General features: G+C 62.0%; 13 protein-coding genes. 1 reads left to right on the plus strand and 12 read right to left on the minus strand.

Annotation, left to right across the window (positions count from 1 at the left end; all coding sequences use genetic code 11):
* Positions 1–25: 25 nt before the first annotated feature.
* The 11 genes from KQ661_RS11650 to pseC all read right to left on the minus strand — a co-directional run bounded on the left by KQ661_RS11650 (position 26) and on the right by pseC (position 11,834).
* Positions 26–1,399 carry a DUF7033 domain-containing protein gene (locus KQ661_RS11650; RefSeq protein ID WP_216727116.1) on the minus strand — a complete coding sequence of 458 codons (1,374 nt, stop codon included), beginning with the start codon at positions 1,397–1,399 and terminating at the stop codon, positions 26–28.
* 21 nt (positions 1,400–1,420) lie between these two features.
* On the minus strand, positions 1,421–2,716 hold the full coding sequence (locus KQ661_RS11655; RefSeq protein WP_317196099.1) for a glycosyltransferase family protein: 1,296 nt from the start codon (positions 2,714–2,716) through the stop codon (positions 1,421–1,423).
* A 79-nt stretch (positions 2,717–2,795) separates the two neighbouring features.
* On the minus strand, positions 2,796–3,839 hold the full coding sequence (pseI, locus tag KQ661_RS11660) for a pseudaminic acid synthase (RefSeq protein WP_216726897.1): 1,044 nt from the start codon (positions 3,837–3,839) through the stop codon (positions 2,796–2,798).
* Between the two features lie 118 nt (positions 3,840–3,957).
* Positions 3,958–4,602 (minus strand): HAD family hydrolase, encoded by a 645-nt coding sequence (locus KQ661_RS11665; RefSeq protein ID WP_216725952.1) that lies wholly within the window; start codon positions 4,600–4,602, stop codon positions 3,958–3,960.
* Between the two features lie 122 nt (positions 4,603–4,724).
* Positions 4,725–6,683 (minus strand): NAD-dependent epimerase/dehydratase family protein, encoded by a 1,959-nt coding sequence (locus tag KQ661_RS11670; RefSeq protein ID WP_216727117.1) that lies wholly within the window; start codon positions 6,681–6,683, stop codon positions 4,725–4,727.
* A complete protein-coding gene (locus tag KQ661_RS11675; RefSeq protein ID WP_216688520.1) occupies positions 6,667–7,260 on the minus strand; it encodes a GNAT family N-acetyltransferase in 594 nt (197 codons plus the stop codon). Before KQ661_RS11675 ends, KQ661_RS11670 begins: the two co-directional genes overlap by 17 nt.
* 123 nt (positions 7,261–7,383) lie before the next feature.
* Positions 7,384–8,130, minus strand: a complete 747-nt coding sequence (locus KQ661_RS11680; RefSeq protein ID WP_216688521.1) for a class I SAM-dependent methyltransferase — start codon at positions 8,128–8,130, stop codon at positions 7,384–7,386.
* A gap of 153 nt (positions 8,131–8,283) precedes the next feature.
* Positions 8,284–9,177 (minus strand): class I SAM-dependent methyltransferase, encoded by an 894-nt coding sequence (locus KQ661_RS11685; RefSeq protein WP_216727118.1) that lies wholly within the window; start codon positions 9,175–9,177, stop codon positions 8,284–8,286.
* A complete protein-coding gene (locus KQ661_RS11690; protein WP_216727119.1) occupies positions 9,174–9,908 on the minus strand; it encodes a cytidylyltransferase domain-containing protein in 735 nt (244 codons plus the stop codon). Before KQ661_RS11690 ends, KQ661_RS11685 begins: the two co-directional genes overlap by 4 nt.
* Positions 9,908–10,558 carry a pseudaminic acid biosynthesis-associated methylase gene (locus KQ661_RS11695; protein ID WP_216688524.1) on the minus strand — a complete coding sequence of 217 codons (651 nt, stop codon included), beginning with the start codon at positions 10,556–10,558 and terminating at the stop codon, positions 9,908–9,910. The genes KQ661_RS11690 and KQ661_RS11695 overlap by 1 nt, the downstream gene beginning before the upstream one ends.
* A gap of 97 nt (positions 10,559–10,655) precedes the next feature.
* The gene (gene pseC, locus KQ661_RS11700; protein WP_216727120.1) at positions 10,656–11,834 is read right to left on the minus strand and encodes a UDP-4-amino-4,6-dideoxy-N-acetyl-beta-L-altrosamine transaminase; all 1,179 of its coding nucleotides are present in this window, start codon (positions 11,832–11,834) and stop codon (positions 10,656–10,658) included.
* 107 nt (positions 11,835–11,941) lie between these two features.
* Here pseC and KQ661_RS11705 point away from each other — a divergent pair, with 107 nt between their 5' ends.
* Positions 11,942–14,176, plus strand: a complete 2,235-nt coding sequence (locus tag KQ661_RS11705; RefSeq protein ID WP_216727121.1) for a T9SS type B sorting domain-containing protein — start codon at positions 11,942–11,944, stop codon at positions 14,174–14,176.
* 79 nt (positions 14,177–14,255) lie between these two features.
* On the opposite strand, the gene pseB is transcribed toward KQ661_RS11705, so the two are convergent.
* Positions 14,256–15,275: a UDP-N-acetylglucosamine 4,6-dehydratase (inverting) gene (gene pseB / locus KQ661_RS11710; RefSeq protein ID WP_216727122.1), complete on the minus strand. Its 1,020-nt coding sequence runs from the start codon at positions 15,273–15,275 to the stop codon at positions 14,256–14,258.
* Positions 15,276–15,475 lie beyond the last annotated feature (200 nt).

The raw sequence follows: 15,475 nt of genomic DNA on the forward strand, positions 1-15,475 counted from the left end.
CCGGCTTCGGCGGGGGCTGGCGGGCTCAAAGTTCGGCCACAATCTCGCTTCCGGTGAGAAAAGCTGTGCCGCGCTGCTGTAAATAGCCCATGATTTCGTCAAATTGGTGCGGGCCGGTTACTTGGTTGGCCGGGTCGAAATGGTCGTTGTGCCAGAGCAAGGTGGCCACGCCGCCAAACCGCTCAATTTCGGCCAGCATGGGGCGGAGTGCGGGCAGTATTTCCTCCGCCCGCAGCTGTAAGTAATTGGGATGGTGCAGTGTGGCATCCATCACGTTGAGCGGAATTTCCAGAAAGCCGTGTTCAGAGCCCGTCGCAAAATTGAACGGGTAAAATGGGTGACAGTAGGAATTGCGAAAGCCAAAGTGTTCGGCAAAACCCAGGGTGGAGTCGTATGGAAACCAGTTGGCCGCGTCTACAAGGGCCGGGGTCTGGCGCGGCTCCCATCGCAGGTAGTGAAAGCGTAGCCCCGCGGCGCCATGCTGCAGGCGCTCCACCTCCCGCACCAGGTGCGGCGCATCAGTAGCCGTTCCGATACTGCCGTGCAGACTGATTTCGCAGCCTTGCGCCTTTAGTGCCTCCAGGCGCTGGAGCAGCGCCGGGGAAACCGCGTAGTCTGCATTGGGGGTGCCATTGGCCCCTGGCCGGGACTCGGGCAAAATGAAAAAGCTGGACTTCGCCCCGTGCGCTGCCGTGGCGGCGGCCACGGCTTCCAGGTTGTCCCAGGCATCGGGTTGGGTGAAGTGCTGCCACGCCAGTTGCCCAAAATTCAGAAGTTGGCCGTGTTGTAGTGCCGCTTTAGCCGGCGCTTTCCAACTGCTGCGCAGATTGTCGATGTCGTGGGTGATGAAGGCGGCGAACGGCGCGCCACCGGCCCAGCGGCGGGGCCGCAGCGGCTGGCTAGTGACATGCTCCACGGCCGTTTTCAGTACGTCGAAGTAGTAGTTTGCCACCGGCAAATCCACGAAACCGTACTGCTTTTGCACGCTGGCCGCGTAGGGAAAACGCCCGTGCCGGTCGCGGGCATCGGAGAAATATTCCTGCCACCCGCTGAGCAGATAGAAGGCGGCTGAAATGATATCGGCTCCAATCTCGGCCCGGCCCGGGCTCAGGCTCAGCAACGGGACTTCGGGCTGACTATCGAAGAAAAAAGGGATGCGCTGCCCGGCCCAGTCACGGTAGTTGGGCGCAGCAGGGTAGGGCGTATTTTGCTGGAAAAAATTGCCCGTACCAGCTATAATGGTGATGGCCGGGTGGCTGGCCGCGTAGCCGATATCCACGTTCGGCGCATCAGGATATGCCAGCCGGAAATGCTGCAACACATAGGCCAGCCGCATCCCGGCCGTGACTGGGGCGGCGTTGAGCGGGGGCAAGGCAGGTGCGGTTGTAATAGCTGGCATTGATTCAAAAGTAATCGAATATCAGCTGGTTGCGGCGGATTTGTTCAGCCACTTATTTAGTAATGCCGCCGTGCGAATCTGGCTGCGGCCTTCATCGGCGGTGCCGAGCGTCGCGTTGTAATAAGTAGCCCGTAGGTAGAGGTCGGCGGGCTTGTGCTGGGCGTAGCGGCGCAGGGCGGCGGCCAGCTCGGCGGTTGTATCGGCGCGCTCCACTAGGCCCCGCGCGGCGTAGCCGTAGTAGTCGTTGGTGAGGGCAAAGGTGCCGAAACGGAAGTAGATGCTGGCCACATTCAGCAGCGTGGCTTCGAGGTGGGTGGAGGTGTCGGCGGCCACCAAGGCATCCTGGCGCAGCAGGAAATCAAATACGTTTTCCTCTTGGGCGCTCGACCATTGCAGGGCGGGCAGCAGCTTGCGCAGCGGCTCAAAATCGCGGCTGTCGCTGGGGTGAGGGCGCAGGGTGAAGGTGAGCGGCAGCTCGCGCAACAGGTACACCAGCGTATCGACCAGGGCTGGCATGGGGTCGTGGATGTTGCAGGCAATGCCCACCCGCTTCACCTGCGGCGCGGCGTTTTTCTGGTTGAGGTAGGCGTCGGCTTTGGGCATGCCCACCAGGGCCACCTCGCCCCGCACGGGGCCGCAAAGGCGGTACTTGTCCAGCGCATCCTGGCCTTCGAGCAGGCTGAGGTCGAAGCCTAGGGGCGGGAAGTTGGCGCTCACGCTGGCGTGCTGCACATAAGCGGTGGGCACGCCCTCGGCCCGGCAGGCCAGGAGCAGGGAGCGGGTGTCGTCGTTGTGGTCGTTGGAGAAAACCACGGCGCGGGGCCGGTGCTGGCGCAGCGCTCGCCGGTACACCTCGTAGTAGCCGATGGCGTAGAAAATGAAGTCGAAAAATCGCCAGGCCCGGCCGCCGTCCGTTTTCAAAAGGCCAAAAAATGCCAACGGAAACTGCCAGTAGTAAAGCAGCTTGCGCCGCAGCGACAGCCGGTTCACCGCCGCGTTGTAGCGCCCGATATTCTTGGCCTGCCCTGCCACCAGCACCGCGTCGGGCCGGGCTTTCTGGATGAATTCCAGTGCGTCGTAGTTGTTGGCGCTCACCACGTAAAGCCAGACCTTGCCGTGCAGGTCGTCACGGTTTTTGATGGGCTGGAAAATGTTGCCTGCCAGCCGCAGGCCCGCGTAGCCCAGTACCCGCGCCAGCCGCTTTATTGGGTTGGCCGGGGAAATATCAGCCAGCACCGCTGGCGGCAGGGCCGCGAATATGGCGGTGAAGCGCAACTGCAGGATGTCGCGCAGGCGCGGGATTAGCGGTTGTAGCACATGCTTTAGCTTGTGCATGGTTTGGACTTTAATTAGGAAATAACTTGGCCGTGCAACAATGCACAAGCTAAAGCATGTGCTACAAGGCCTCCCAACTAAGTGGGGTGCCGGGCTTTAGGTCTTTCACGGCTTTGCGGCCCAGCACTACGTCCCAGTGGCGCGGCCACAGGCCATCGCCGGGGCGGATGATTTTTAGGTTATCCGTGGTGAATTCTTCGCCGGCCGCAATGGGCTTCGAAACGTAGATGCTGCGCTTGTAAAGCCGGCTTTTTTCCTCGCCGGTTTGAATGCAGAGCTGCACCGTGCCCAGGGCCTGGTGGGCGCGCTCGGTTTCCTCCACCAGCATCTTCAGCTCGTGCGGCTCCAGCGAGAAGGCGGAGTCTACGCCGCCCTCGGCGCGGCTCAGGGTGAAGTGCTTTTCGATGACGCAGGCGCCCAGGGCCACGGCGGCCACGCTGGCGCCCACGCCCATGGTGTGGTCGCTCAGGCCGATGGGGCAGCCGAAGGTTTCGGCCAGCACCGGGATGGTGCGCAGGTTGGTGTTGGCCGGCGAGGCGGGGTAGGTGCTGGTGCATTTCAGCAGCACCAGTTCGCGGCAGCCGGCTTCGCGCAGCACTCGTACGGCATCGTCAATCTCGGCCAGGGTGGCCGCGCCGGTGCTCACAATCACAGGTTTGCCAGTGGCGGCTACCTTGCGCAGCAGCGGCCAGTGGGCGTTTTCGAAGGAAGCAATTTTGTAGGCCGGCACGTCCAGAGACTCGAGAAAATCCACTGCGGTCTCGTCAAACGGCGAGCTGAAGGCCAGCATGCCGTGCTGCCGGGCGCGGGCGAACAGCTCGGCGTGCCACTCCCAGGGCGTATGCGCCTCCTCGTAGAGCTTATACAGATTCTTGCCCTCCCACAGCGACTGACCTTCCTCATCAATGGCAAAACCGGTGTCCATCGTAATGGTGTCGGCGGTATAGGTCTGCAGCTTAAGGGCATCCACGCCGGCGGCGGCGGCGGCATCCACCAGGGCCAGGGCCCGGTCGAGGCTCTGGTTGTGGTTGCCCGACATTTCGGCGATGATAAACGGCTTGTGCGCGGGGCCAACCGGGCGGCCACCGATGGTGATTTCGGTCATGATTTTATTGGGGCGAATCGGAAGCACAAAGGTACCGCGAAGTAGTGCGGACTTTCAGTCCGCGAGTACGTGGATTGCGTAGTTCAAAACCGGGGTGCTCGCGGACTGAAAGTCCGCGCTACAGCTCATCCAGCGTATGAATGCTGCGGTCCGCTTCGTGCGCCGCATCGGCCTCGTAATGCGCATAGTTTCCCCGCAGAATTCGCACCGTTTTAAACCCCAGCGGCTTAATGCCCACGAAGTCCTTCTTCACATTGTCGCCCACGTAGGTTACATCCGCTGGCGTCACGCCCTCGCGCTGGCAAATCAGCTGGAAAACGTGCGGGTTGGGCTTGGCGCGGTGGCGGCCGTAGCGGTTGGTGAGGTAGGCGTGGCGCACCCGGCCCGTGAGGCCCAGGGCGGCCACTTTGCGGGCCTGCACTTCCTTGTGGCCATCGGTTACGATGTAGAGCGGCCAGTCGGCGAAGCGTGTGAGGCAGTGCTCGGCATCGGGAAATAAGGTTAGCTCGGGCTTGTGCTGGCGGTAGGTGCGCAGGCAGGCAGCTACCAGCGCCCTGCTCCAGCGGCCATGTAGTTTGAGGACGTTATCAAAAACCTGCCCTCGGCCCTGCACGGCTTCCTCAGCAATCATGCCGGCCGCCAGCGTTTCGGCTGGCACGCCCAGCAATGGACCCAGCATTGCCGCCACGGCCCGAAAACCGCTGTGCACGTAGCTGAGCTCGGGGTAGAGCGTGTCATCAAGGTCGAAAACGAGGACGGACATAGTGGGGGCAGGGCCTGCCCCCGCCCGCCGTTGAACGGTCGGCATAAAGGCAAATAGTGAGATAGAAGGGCGTGATGGCCAGCAAAATTCGTTCAACGGCGGGCGGAGGCAGGCCCCGCACCCTACACCGGCATCACCACATCGGCCGCGGCCCGTATCTGGCGTAACGGCCGGGCCGCTGGCCGGAACGGAAACTGACTCAAATCAGCCCCCGTCGCTTCCTGCAAAAACCAGAAAAACGAATCGACGCCCGCCGCGATGCCCAGCGTGGAGGCTCCGCCAAAGCGGCAGTTGCATTCGATGATGTGCAGGCCGTCATCGTCGGTGAGCATGGCTTGCAGCACGAAGGGGCCGTAGAGGCCGAGCTTTTCGATGGTGGGCGTGAGGCGGGCCAGCAGCTCAGGCACTTCAATGGTGGTCGTTATCTGCGACTCGCCGCGCACCACCAGGTCGCGCGTGCGGGCGATGAGGCCGTGTACGTGGCCGGTGCGGTCCACGTAACCATCTACGCTTATTTCCTGGCCTTGAATAAATGGCTGAAAAACAGGTTCCTGGAGCTCATAGGAGTGGGTGAGGGCGGCGGCTTCGGGCAGGTTGAGGCCCAGGCTGAGCGAGCCGGCCCCGTAGCGCTCTTTCACCACAAACGCTGTGTTGGCGGCCAGCGGCTCGCGGTCGGTGGCCAGGGCGTCGAGGCGCAGGCTGGTGGGTATTACCGGCAGGCCGCTCAGGCGGCCGAAGGTGGCAAACTCTATCTTGTCGAGGCAGCGCTGCACGGCGGCGGGCTCGCTCACCAGCACCGCGATGCCAGCGGCGGCGAGCGTGGCGCGGTGCCGGGCCCAGAAAGCCAGCTCCCCATCGCGCGTGGGGATGATGTACGCGATGCCCATCTCTTGACACTGCCGAATAATGGCCGGCAGATTATCGTCGCTGGCAAGCGGCATTACCCACTGCCCATCGGTGTAGTGGAATGCCAGAGCCTGCGGGTTGAGGTCGCCGCCGATAACCTTAATGCTGGGATTGAAGCGCTTAGCCGCATTCTTCACGGCTTCCGTGAGCGGGACTTTGGCCGATATGCTGGTGATGAGTAGGTGGTCGGGGCCTTTCGCAGCGGCCGTTTCGGCGGCGGCCAACGTGTCTTGCCGGGCCCGCTCGAAGGCAATGATTTCGGGAATGGCTACCTCCAGGGTGGTCGGTGGCAGCCAGTCTATCTGGCTGTTCCAACGGGTCATGTCGGCCTGGGAGGCTTCAAACGGAATATCGGAAGCCACGTAGTTGGCCCGCATTTTCGGAAAGTTCTGCCGGAGTACATCCACCACGTCGGATACGCGGCGGGCGCGGCCGGTGCCCAGATTGATGATGCCGGTGATGCTTTCGGCCGCGGCCAACCGGAGCAGGCCCTCGGCCGTATCGGCGGCGTAGAGGTAGTCGAAAAATGACTCAGCCCCATACACCGTGATTTCCTCGCCGGCCAGCAGCATCCGTACCCAGCGCGAGGTGATGTCGCGCCCGTTGCGCCCGTAGCCCCGGTAGATGCGCGGCGTAACGGTGCTGAACTGCTGCGCCCGAAACGTATCGAGAAAGCGCAGCTCGATTTCGTGGGCCAGCTTGGCCATGCCCGTCAGGTTGCGAGGGAGGATGGGGTCGGTTTCGCGCAGGCTGGTGGCCTGAGTGGGCACCTCGGCAAAGTTGTAGAGCGCGGGGTCGTAAATGAGGTAGCTGGAGGCGAACACCACGCGGCGCAGCGAAGGCAGGTCCTTCTGCACCGTCATGAGGTGGTGGCTGAGCTGCACGTTGTGCCGGAAATTCTCTTCCCAGAAGCCGTAGGTTTCGGTCGAGCGCTCGAACGTAGCGGCGAGGTGAATGAACAAATCGGGCGCAAAAATCCCGATTTCCTGCTCGGTGAGGGCGTTCAAATCGCCCTGACGGTACTGGAACCGGGCCGGAAAATCGGCCGGACGCGGCTTCAAATCGCCAGCTAGCAACTGAATATCAGAATCGAGCGCCGCCAGGCGGCGCACCATCTCCTGGCCGATTACGCCGGCTGCGCCGCTGATGAATATTCGTTTAAAGGGCAGTTCCAAAGGCTGTGGCATAGTCGGCGGCCAGCTGGCCGTGCATCAGTGAGTCGGTAAAAGTACCGGGCTGGAGCTGGATATGCTGCCGCAGCCGCCCTTCCAGCCAAAACCCTGCCTCTTCCAGAATGGCGACGTGGGCCGGGCGAATGTCGTAGGTTTCGGTGAACAAGCGGTTGAATTTCAAGTCTTCAAATGCTACCTGGCCCAGCAGCCGTAGGTGCGCCCGGAAATCCTGGCGGTAGGTGGCCGGCTCGGCCGCCCGCGTGGGCTCAACCAGGAAAGAAACTTCGGCCCGCAAATCGGCCCAGGAAATGTGCACAAGGCCGCCGTAGGCAATCAGCTCCTCATTGTGCAGGAGTGAGAACAGCAGCTGCCCCGGCTTTTCCTGCTCGAATAACGGCAGCACAACACGCTGGAAATAAGCCTCCTGCTGGTATGCCGTGAGTGGCGCGGCCTGCCGCAATACGTCGAGCTGGGCGTTGCGCCAGGCGCGGATAGGTTCCCGGTCCTCGTAGCGAATGGGGACGAGGCGGTAGGCGTCGTGGCGGAATTCGGATTGGCGGAGGGGGCGGTAGGTGGTCACGGTTGGGAGCGTTTTTAGAACGTCATGCCGAGCGTAGCCGAGGCATCTCGCCCGCTTCGTTGCGACATTTATTAATTACTACTGCACGCGAGATGCCTCGGCTACGCTCGGCATGACGTTCAATTACACCACCAGATAAGAAATCAGCGGGTTGAGCGGGCTGCGGCGCAAAGCGTAGTTGGCCACGCCAAACACCTCGTCAAACGCCAGCGTCTCGCCGGGAAACTCGGGGCAGTTCAGCTCGTCAAAAGCCACGATGGCACCTTTGGTGAGGCGGGGCCGGATGGCTTCGAGGCAGGCCTTGGTGGGGGCGTAAATGTCGAAGTCGAAGTAGGCGAAGGCGATGACGGTTTCGGGGTGGTCGCGCAGGTAGCGGGGCACGGTTTCGGAGGCGTCGCCGGCCACCAGCTCAAACTTGCGCTTGTGCGGGATGGGGCTGTCGGCTTCGTGCAGCGCCAGAATTTCGGTGAGGTAGGCCTGGTACTCGGGCGTTACGCCATAGTCGCCGGCCTTCACCCGGTCGCCATCCTTCGCATCTACCGACGGGAAGCCGCCGAAAGTGTCGAAGCCGATGATTTTGCGGTTGTAGTTGAAGGGCTCGTAGATGCCGCGCAGGGCGTGCATCAGCGCCAGATTCTGTCCCCAGCGCACGCCGAATTCCATGGCCACGCCGTGCACCGGGATGATTTGCTGGTAGAGCTCGGTGAAGAACAGCAGGCGCGAAAACGTCTGCCGGTTCAAATACAGGCCCAGGTTGTTGAGCAGCTCGGTGTTCGGAATCGGCGACTCGCGCAGGGTTTGGGCGAAGCCTTCGCGGCGCAGCTGCTCGGACGCGGAGGCCCCGCTGAGCACGGAAATGGGGGAAGACATAGGGGAGGGGAATCGTTTTAGAGCAGCGAGCTACGGAATAACCAGAACGTCATGCTGAGCGCAGCCGAAGCATCTCGACCGCAATGGTAATCCAGTCGTAAGGATTTACGCTCTCGGTAGAGATGCTTCGGCAAGCTCAGCATGACGTTCTGGTTATCCCATAGCCGGCTGCAAAAATGCAACAATACTGCGGCCCAGCCCAACGCCGGCCAGGGCTTCGTAATAAGCGGCCACGGCAGAAAGGGGAGCCGTGCGCAACAGGAAATTGTCCTGCGCCAGTCGGGTTTGGTGGGCGCCTTTGCCGGTGGTGCGGTCCATCACGTAATTGGTGGCGGGGTTCAGCAGGTTGAGGTCAATGGGTTGGTCGCCAATGACTTTTGCAACGTGCCAGCCGGTGGTATCGGCCAGGTTTCGCAGGCCGGACTGGTTGAAATAGGAGAGGTGGTCGGGCAGCACCACCCAGAAGGGCCGGTCGATTTGGCCGCTGGCCAGCAGGTGTTGTTGCAGGGCCGAAAAATCGTTGGGCACGTCCACCACGAGCACGCCACCGGGCTTGATGAGGCGGCGGCAAAGGCGCAGCAAATTGGCGGGTTCGAGGACGTGTTCGAGCACGTTGTCCAGCCAGAGCACGTCGAACTGCCGGCCGTCGGCCACCAGCTGCTGCACGCCTTCGTACAGGTCGCCGGTGCGCAGGTGCTCTCGCAGCCCCGGGTGAAACTTTTCGAGGCTGAAGCTGCTGAAGTCCAGCCCCAGCACGTCCCAGCCCTGGCGGTGGAAGTAGTCGAGGGCCCAACCCTCGCCGCTGCCGATGTCGAGGAAGGAACCGGTGCCGCTGGCCTTCCGCAACTGCTCCAGCACCCAGTGCCGCAGCCGTAACTTGCCCTCGATGTGCTCCCGCTCCTCGGCCGGGTACTCGGACTGGTAGGTGGTCAGGTTTTCCTGGTAGTAGCGCTTGGCGTAGTAGTCGCTCAGCTCGGCCGTCGTCGGCTTGTCCTTTATTTCGTAGAAGCCGAACTCGTTCAGGCGCAGGGTATCGGGCAGGGTCATATGGTTTTTTGCTCGATATGCGCGTTCAGGGCCATGATTTCGGGGTGGGCTTCGAGCAGGGCCAGCAAGTCGGCCACGTCCAAATTCTGGGCGTGGTGCTGCTCAATCAGGGCCTTCAGCACGGCGTAGTCCTCGGCCGTATCCAGCGTGATTCGGAAGCGGCTGAAGTCGCCGCCGGGCCACACTTCATCGCGGTAGATGACGCGGCCGGCCGTGGCCGGGTTAGCCTTGAGGTAGGGCGTGACGTGCTCCCGCTCGTAGGGCAGCGTGGCGTGGGCATAGGCTTCGGCCAGCATTTCCATTGAAAAAATTTCGAAATCCAGCCCGCGCGGGAAGGTGCGGACGATGGAATTGGAGCGGTACACCAGCGGGTTGCCCTCTGCCAGGTAGCGCGCCACGGCGGCACCAATCAGCGGGCCGTCCACCAGTGGGCAGTCGGAAGTGACACGCACGATGACGTCGAGGCCGAACTTTTGGGCCGTTTCGTAGTAGCGCGCCAGCACGTCGGCCTCGCTGCCGCGATGGTAGGGAATGCCGTTGGTTTCGGCATAGGCGGCCAGCACGTCATCGGCTGGTTCGGTGGTAGTGGCCAGGTAGATGGGCAGGCCGCTTTGCCGGGCGCGGGCTACGTGGTAGTCCAGCAGCGGGCGGCCGGCGGCGGGCAGCAGCACCTTGCTCGGCAGCCGGGTGCTGCCCATCCGCACCTGCGAAATGATGCCGGCGTGCTGCATTAGGAGACTTTTTCGAGTAAATAAATCACGTCCTGGTTTCCGCGCTCGGCATCGTTGACGTACGGGTAGAGGTGCTGCTTCACGAGGCGCAGGTTCGGGAAATTATCCAGAAAGACCTGCGCGAAGTCGGTTTTCCAGAGGAAGCCCTCGTTGCCCCGGTACTTGATGGGCGTGGTTTCGGGGGCGTAATACTCGTAGCCCATGATGTAGCGGCGCGAGGTGCGCACTATCTCGCTCATTATGCGCGGCAGGTCGTCGGGGGCAATGTGGATGAGCACGCCGTTGGTGCAGGTCACGTCGAAGTAGTTGTCCTTGAAGGGCAAGTCGAAGCCGCTGCCTTGCAGGATGTTCACACCGCGCACGAAATCGCGGGCTTTTTCCACGGCGTAGCTTTGCAGCTCCACGCCATAGAGGTTGGTGAAGCCGGCCGCCTGCAGGCCCACTAGCTGCATGCCAGTGTTGCAGCCTACTTCCAGAATACGCGCTTCGCGGGGCAGTTCGCCGAGAAATTCGGCGTTCATTTCCAGCTTGGTGTGGCCGTAGAGGTCGCGGTAAAACGCGTTCCACTCATCGAGCGGGCGGGAGTTGCGGTCGGTGTATTCGCGGCCAAAATCGCCGGACCAGAAATCTTCTTGTTGGGTGTGCTGCAAGGGAAGTTAAGAGTTAAAATTTAGAGGTTAAGAGTTATCGGTAAAGAGTATGGTTGGTGAAGCCGTGGTCTGATTGGACTAGTTGGCTTCTTAACTCCTAACTCTTAACTAAAAACGCAGTGATACACGCCACCACATAGGCCTGTTCCTCGTCGGTCAAGGTCGGGAACATGGGGATGCTGAGGCAGTGCGCGTAGTAGTTTTCCGCCAGCGGGAAGTCGCCTTCGCGCCAACCCAAGCCTTCATAATACGGCATGCGGTGCACCGGGATGTAGTGCACCTGAGTAAATATCTGCTTGGTTTTCAGGAAGTCGTATAGCTCCAGCCGATTAGCTACTTGAATGACGTAGAGGTGGTAGGCGTGGCCGGGCTGGCCGGGGGCCAGCACCGTGAGGCCGGGCATGTGGGCGAAGGCGGCATCGTACTGCGCGGCCAGCTGGCGGCGGCGGGCGAGGCCCTCATCGGCGCGGGCGAGCTGGCTGAGGCCGAGGGCACAGTTGAAATCGGGCAGGCGGTAGTTGTAGCCCAGCTCCTGCATTTCCATGTACCAGCCGCCGTCGGGCTCGCGGATAAGGTCGGCCGGGTCGCGGGTGATGCCGTGGGTGCGCAGGTGCAGCAGGTGGTGGAACAGGGCCTCTGAGTTGGTGGTAATCATGCCTCCCTCGCCGGTGGCAATGTGCTTCACGGGGTGGAAGCTGAAGATGGCGAGGTCGGCGAAATTGCCATTGCCGCAGCGCTGCTCCCGGCCCTGCGAGTCGATGAAGAAGCCGCCGGGCGAATGGCAGGAATCCTCAATAATCCAGAGACCAAACTCATCGGCCAGCTGGCGGGCTTTCTCCAAATCAACGGCCAGCCCGGCGAAATCGACGGGAATGAGGCCGGCGAAATAGCCTCTCGGGTGCGCTTCCAGCAAGGCCCGAACCTTCACCAAATCAATCAGGCCCGTGGCCGGGTCAATGTCGGCAAACTGCACTTCGCCGCCGCAGTAGCGCACGCAGTTGGCCGAGGCCGAGAAGGTGAGGGGCGTGGTGATGACGCGCTGACCGGGCTGCACGTTCAGGGCCAGGGCGCAGAGATGCAGCGCGGCCGTGCCGTTGCTCACGGCCACGGCGTATTTGGCGCCGATGTAGGCGGCAAACTGCTTTTCAAACTCGGCTACGGTGGGGCCCTGCGTCAGGTAGTCGGCCTGTAGGGCAGCCGTGACGGCGGCGATGTCGGCCGCAGTGATGTTCTGGCGGCCATAGGGCAGGGGGCGGGTGGGAGCAACGACGGACATAGCCACAAATGTACTGGGGATGCGCCTGCAATTGAAGGCTGGGGAGCGGTGAGTAGTTCTTTTACCCTTAATGAATCCGTAAATTTGAGTTTAGTTTAACAGAATCTATGCTAAAATCTACCCATTTGGCACCCCGGCATTTTTTGATGGCGGCGGTTTTACTCGTAATTACTTTCGGCGGGATTCGCCCCGTGCAGGGGCAGAATGCGGAATGGTCGCGCTGGTATTTCGGCAATCAGGCGGCGCTGCGCTTCACCCCAGACTCTGCCGTGGTCCTCACGGACAGCCGGATGATTAGCGCGTCGGCCAGTGCGAGCCTCTGCGACTCAACGGGCCGGCTCCAGCTCTACAGTAACGGGATGCGGGTATGGAATGGCCGCCATCAGCTGATGCGCAACGGGGCCAGCCTAGGCGGCGATTCGCTTAGCTCGCAGGGCTGCGTTATCGTGCCCCGGCCGGGAGCTGCCGGCCGATACTACCTGTTCACGCTGGATAACTGGCTGGGCCGGAACCCGCGCCGGGGCCTGCGCATGGCGGAGCTCGACGTAGCGGCAGCGGCCGGCCAGGGCGAAGTGCTGCGCACCAACCAGCCGGTAGTGCCCGATACCCTGCTGCTGCGCCTGGGCCAACACGACTTTATGGAGCAGGTGGCTCTGGTGCGGCACCCCGACGGCCATAGCTGGTGGCTGGTGACGCACTTGCTCGATACGAACTTATTTTTGAGCGTAAGAATCGACGGCGGGGCTTTCACCCGGAGTAGCGTGGTACTCAGCAGCGCTGGGCGGGTCCGCACGATATTGCCCGGCAACGCCAACTCGCAGGTCGACGGCGTTGGATGCATGGCTACTTCGCCCGATGGCCGCCGCCTGGCGCTGAATTCCCTTATCAATGGCTGCGAAGTCTTTAATTTCGACCCGGTGACGGGCCTGGTAAGCGCGCCGGTTTTTTTGGGCTATGGCATCTATAGCTACGGGGTAGCTTTTTCGCCCAACGGCCGCTTGCTCTACTGCTCGCGCCAAGGCCCGGCATTTGGTACGGGCTGCGCAAAAAACGCCATCACCGAAGTTCGGCAGTTTGATGTAACCTTGCCCGCGGCCTCCATCGCGGCTTCGGCCATCACCGTGTACAACGGCTGTGGCGCGATAGTATGGGGGCTCCAGTTGGCTCCGAACGGCACCATTTACGCTGCCAATTTGCGCACCGATGTTCCCGGGCCGCTCGCCACCGTACTCGACGTTATCCGGCAGCCCAATGTGCGGGGTATGGGCTGCCAGTACACTTTTGCCGGCTTCGATTTGGGCGTGGGGCATTGGGTGGTTCGCAATTTTCCCGTGGTGCCCAGCCTGCTGCCCGGCCAGCGCCTGCTGGCCGTGGCGGCCACGGCCGGCACCATGCCAGGGCCGGGCAATAGCGGCCGGCTGGCTTGCGCGGGCACCGCAGTGGCCTTGCAAGCCACCGGCCCGACCTTGGGCGCTGTCGGCGATACCCTTGAGTGGGATTTTGGCGACGGCCAGCAGCTGCGCACCGTGCAGCAGCAGGCCAGCCACGCCTACCGCTTGCCCGGCAGCTACACCGTGCAGGTGCGGCTACGCAATGGCGGCCAGGTGCAGGCCCTGCGGCAACTAACCCTAACGGTGGTTACGGCCCCCACCGTAAATCTGGGGCCTGATTTGTTGCAATGCGCTGGCCAGGGCGCCACGCTCACCGTGGGCACCCAGCCGCCGGGCACCCGCATCCGGTGGCAGGATAATTCTACGGCCGCTACATTGGCCGTCACCGCGCCGGGCCTGTACTGGGCCGAGCTGACCTCCGCCGCCGGCTGCATCGTGCGCGACTCGCTGCGGCTCAGCTGGCACCCGCAAGCCCCGGTGGCCCTCGTGGCCAACGGCCCGCTGTGTCCGGATAAGCCTGTGCTGCTGAGCGTTGGCGCGCAGTCCGCTAACACGCGCTACCGCTGGCAGGACGGCAGTACTGCGCCCGGCTTCACGGCCACCCTGCCCGGCACATACAGCCTGACCCTCACCACGCCCGCCGGCTGCCAGGTAGCGGCCAGTATACTATTGGCCTACGATAATGCCGGCGGCTGCGCCCTCACTGGCTCTTTGCCCAACATCATCACGCCGAACAACGACCAAGCCAACGATTATTTCGAGCTCAAAGGCTTGAATGCTACCGATTGGAACCTCACGATTTTCAACCGCTGGGGCCGCGAAATATTCCGCCAGGCAGCTTATAATAATCGCTGGAATGCCACCGCCCAGCCCGCCGGCATGTACTATTACCGCTTGGTGAACCCCGCAACCGGTCAGCAGTACAAGGGTTGGCTGGAAGTAGTGAAGTAGCCGCCACGCAGCCGGGTGCATACAAAAAGGGCCGCTTTCATGCTGAAAGCGGCCCTTCTATTTTACATTGCCCAAGGGCCTACACTGCAAACTCCGGGTCGACGTGCAGGCGGATTTCGTCCCGAATCTGCTCCGCGTCCAGCCATTCCTCGTTGTTGGCCGAGTCGTACTGAAAGCCCAACGGCACGCGCTTGCCGTTGAATTTCTCGATGAACTTGTCCACATTCCAGGTCGGCATCGAGGGCAGGATGACGTAGTAGCGGTCCAGCTCGACGGTACTCAGGGCGTCGGTTTCGGTAATCATGGCCTCGTGCAGCTTCTCGCCGGGGCGGATGCCTACGATTTTTTGCTCGCACTCCGGGCCGATGGCGCGGGCCACTTCCGTTATTTTGTAAGAAGGAATTTTCGGTACGAAAATCTCGCCGCCCCAGGCATGCTCCAGTGCATAGAGCACCAAATCCACGCCTTCCTCCAGCGAGATGTTGAAGCGCGTCATGTCGGGGTGGGTGATGGGCAGCACGCCGGTGTGGCGCTGCTGCAAAAAGAACGGCACCACCGAGCCCCGCGAGCCAATTACGTTGCCGTAGCGCACCACCGAAAAGCGCAGGTCGCGCTTGCCCTTCATGTTATTGGCCGCCACAAAGAGCTTATCCGAGCACAGTTTGGTGGCACCGTAGAGGTTGATGGGAGCGGCCGCCTTGTCGGTGCTCAGGGCCACCACGTCCTTCACGCCGCAGTCGAGGGCGGCGTTGATTACGTTTTCGGCCCCAAAAATATTGGTCTTGATGCACTCCATCGGGTTGTACTCGGCGGCGGGCACCTGCTTGAGGGCGGCGGCGTGAATCACGATGTCGATGCCCTCGCAGGCGCGGTGCAGGCGCTCGCCATCGCGCACATCGCCAATGAAATAGCGAATTGCCGGGTACTTGGCCGGGCTGAATTCCTGGCTCATCTCATACTGCTTCAGCTCATCGCGGGAGAATACTACGAGGCGCTTCACCAGCGGAAATTGTTCGAAAACGGTGCGGACGAATTGCTTGCCGAAGGAGCCGGTGCCCCCCGTAACGAGGATGGATTTGTGGTTGAGGTCGAGAGCCATGAAATAGAATAAGCCAAAACAGGACTGCAAAAGTAGGGTATTCGGGGTTGGCGCTTGCACACCGGTCATCCTGAGCAGCGCGAAGGGCCTTAGCACGCCTGAAGTGCTTGCCGTATTCGCAACGGCCCAGGCCTACTAAGGTCCTTCGCGCTGCTCAGGATGACCGAAACGTTCACGCTACAAGCCCTGCCGGCGCTACT

It is taken from the genome of Hymenobacter siberiensis (assembly GCF_018967845.1).
In the GTDB taxonomy this organism is placed as follows: domain Bacteria; phylum Bacteroidota; class Bacteroidia; order Cytophagales; family Hymenobacteraceae; genus Hymenobacter; species Hymenobacter siberiensis.

Excerpts from the sequence above, each read along its gene's own strand:
- pseI (WP_216726897.1), bottom strand. The coding sequence starts at position 3,839 with ATGACCGAAATCACCATCGGTGGCCGCCCGGTTGGCCCCGCGCACAAG.
- pseC (WP_216727120.1), bottom strand. The coding sequence starts at position 11,834 with ATGTCCGTCGTTGCTCCCACCCGCCCCCTGCCCTATGGCCGCCAGAAC.
- KQ661_RS11665 (WP_216725952.1), bottom strand. The coding sequence starts at position 4,602 with ATGTCCGTCCTCGTTTTCGACCTTGATGACACGCTCTACCCCGAGCTC.
- KQ661_RS11650 (WP_216727116.1), bottom strand. The coding sequence starts at position 1,399 with ATGCCAGCTATTACAACCGCACCTGCCTTGCCCCCGCTCAACGCCGCC.
- KQ661_RS11705 (WP_216727121.1), top strand. The coding sequence starts at position 11,942 with ATGCTAAAATCTACCCATTTGGCACCCCGGCATTTTTTGATGGCGGCG.
- KQ661_RS11680 (WP_216688521.1), bottom strand. The coding sequence starts at position 8,130 with ATGTCTTCCCCCATTTCCGTGCTCAGCGGGGCCTCCGCGTCCGAGCAG.
- pseB (WP_216727122.1), bottom strand. The coding sequence starts at position 15,275 with ATGGCTCTCGACCTCAACCACAAATCCATCCTCGTTACGGGGGGCACC.
- KQ661_RS11685 (WP_216727118.1), bottom strand. The coding sequence starts at position 9,177 with ATGACCCTGCCCGATACCCTGCGCCTGAACGAGTTCGGCTTCTACGAA.
- KQ661_RS11690 (WP_216727119.1), bottom strand. The coding sequence starts at position 9,908 with ATGCAGCACGCCGGCATCATTTCGCAGGTGCGGATGGGCAGCACCCGG.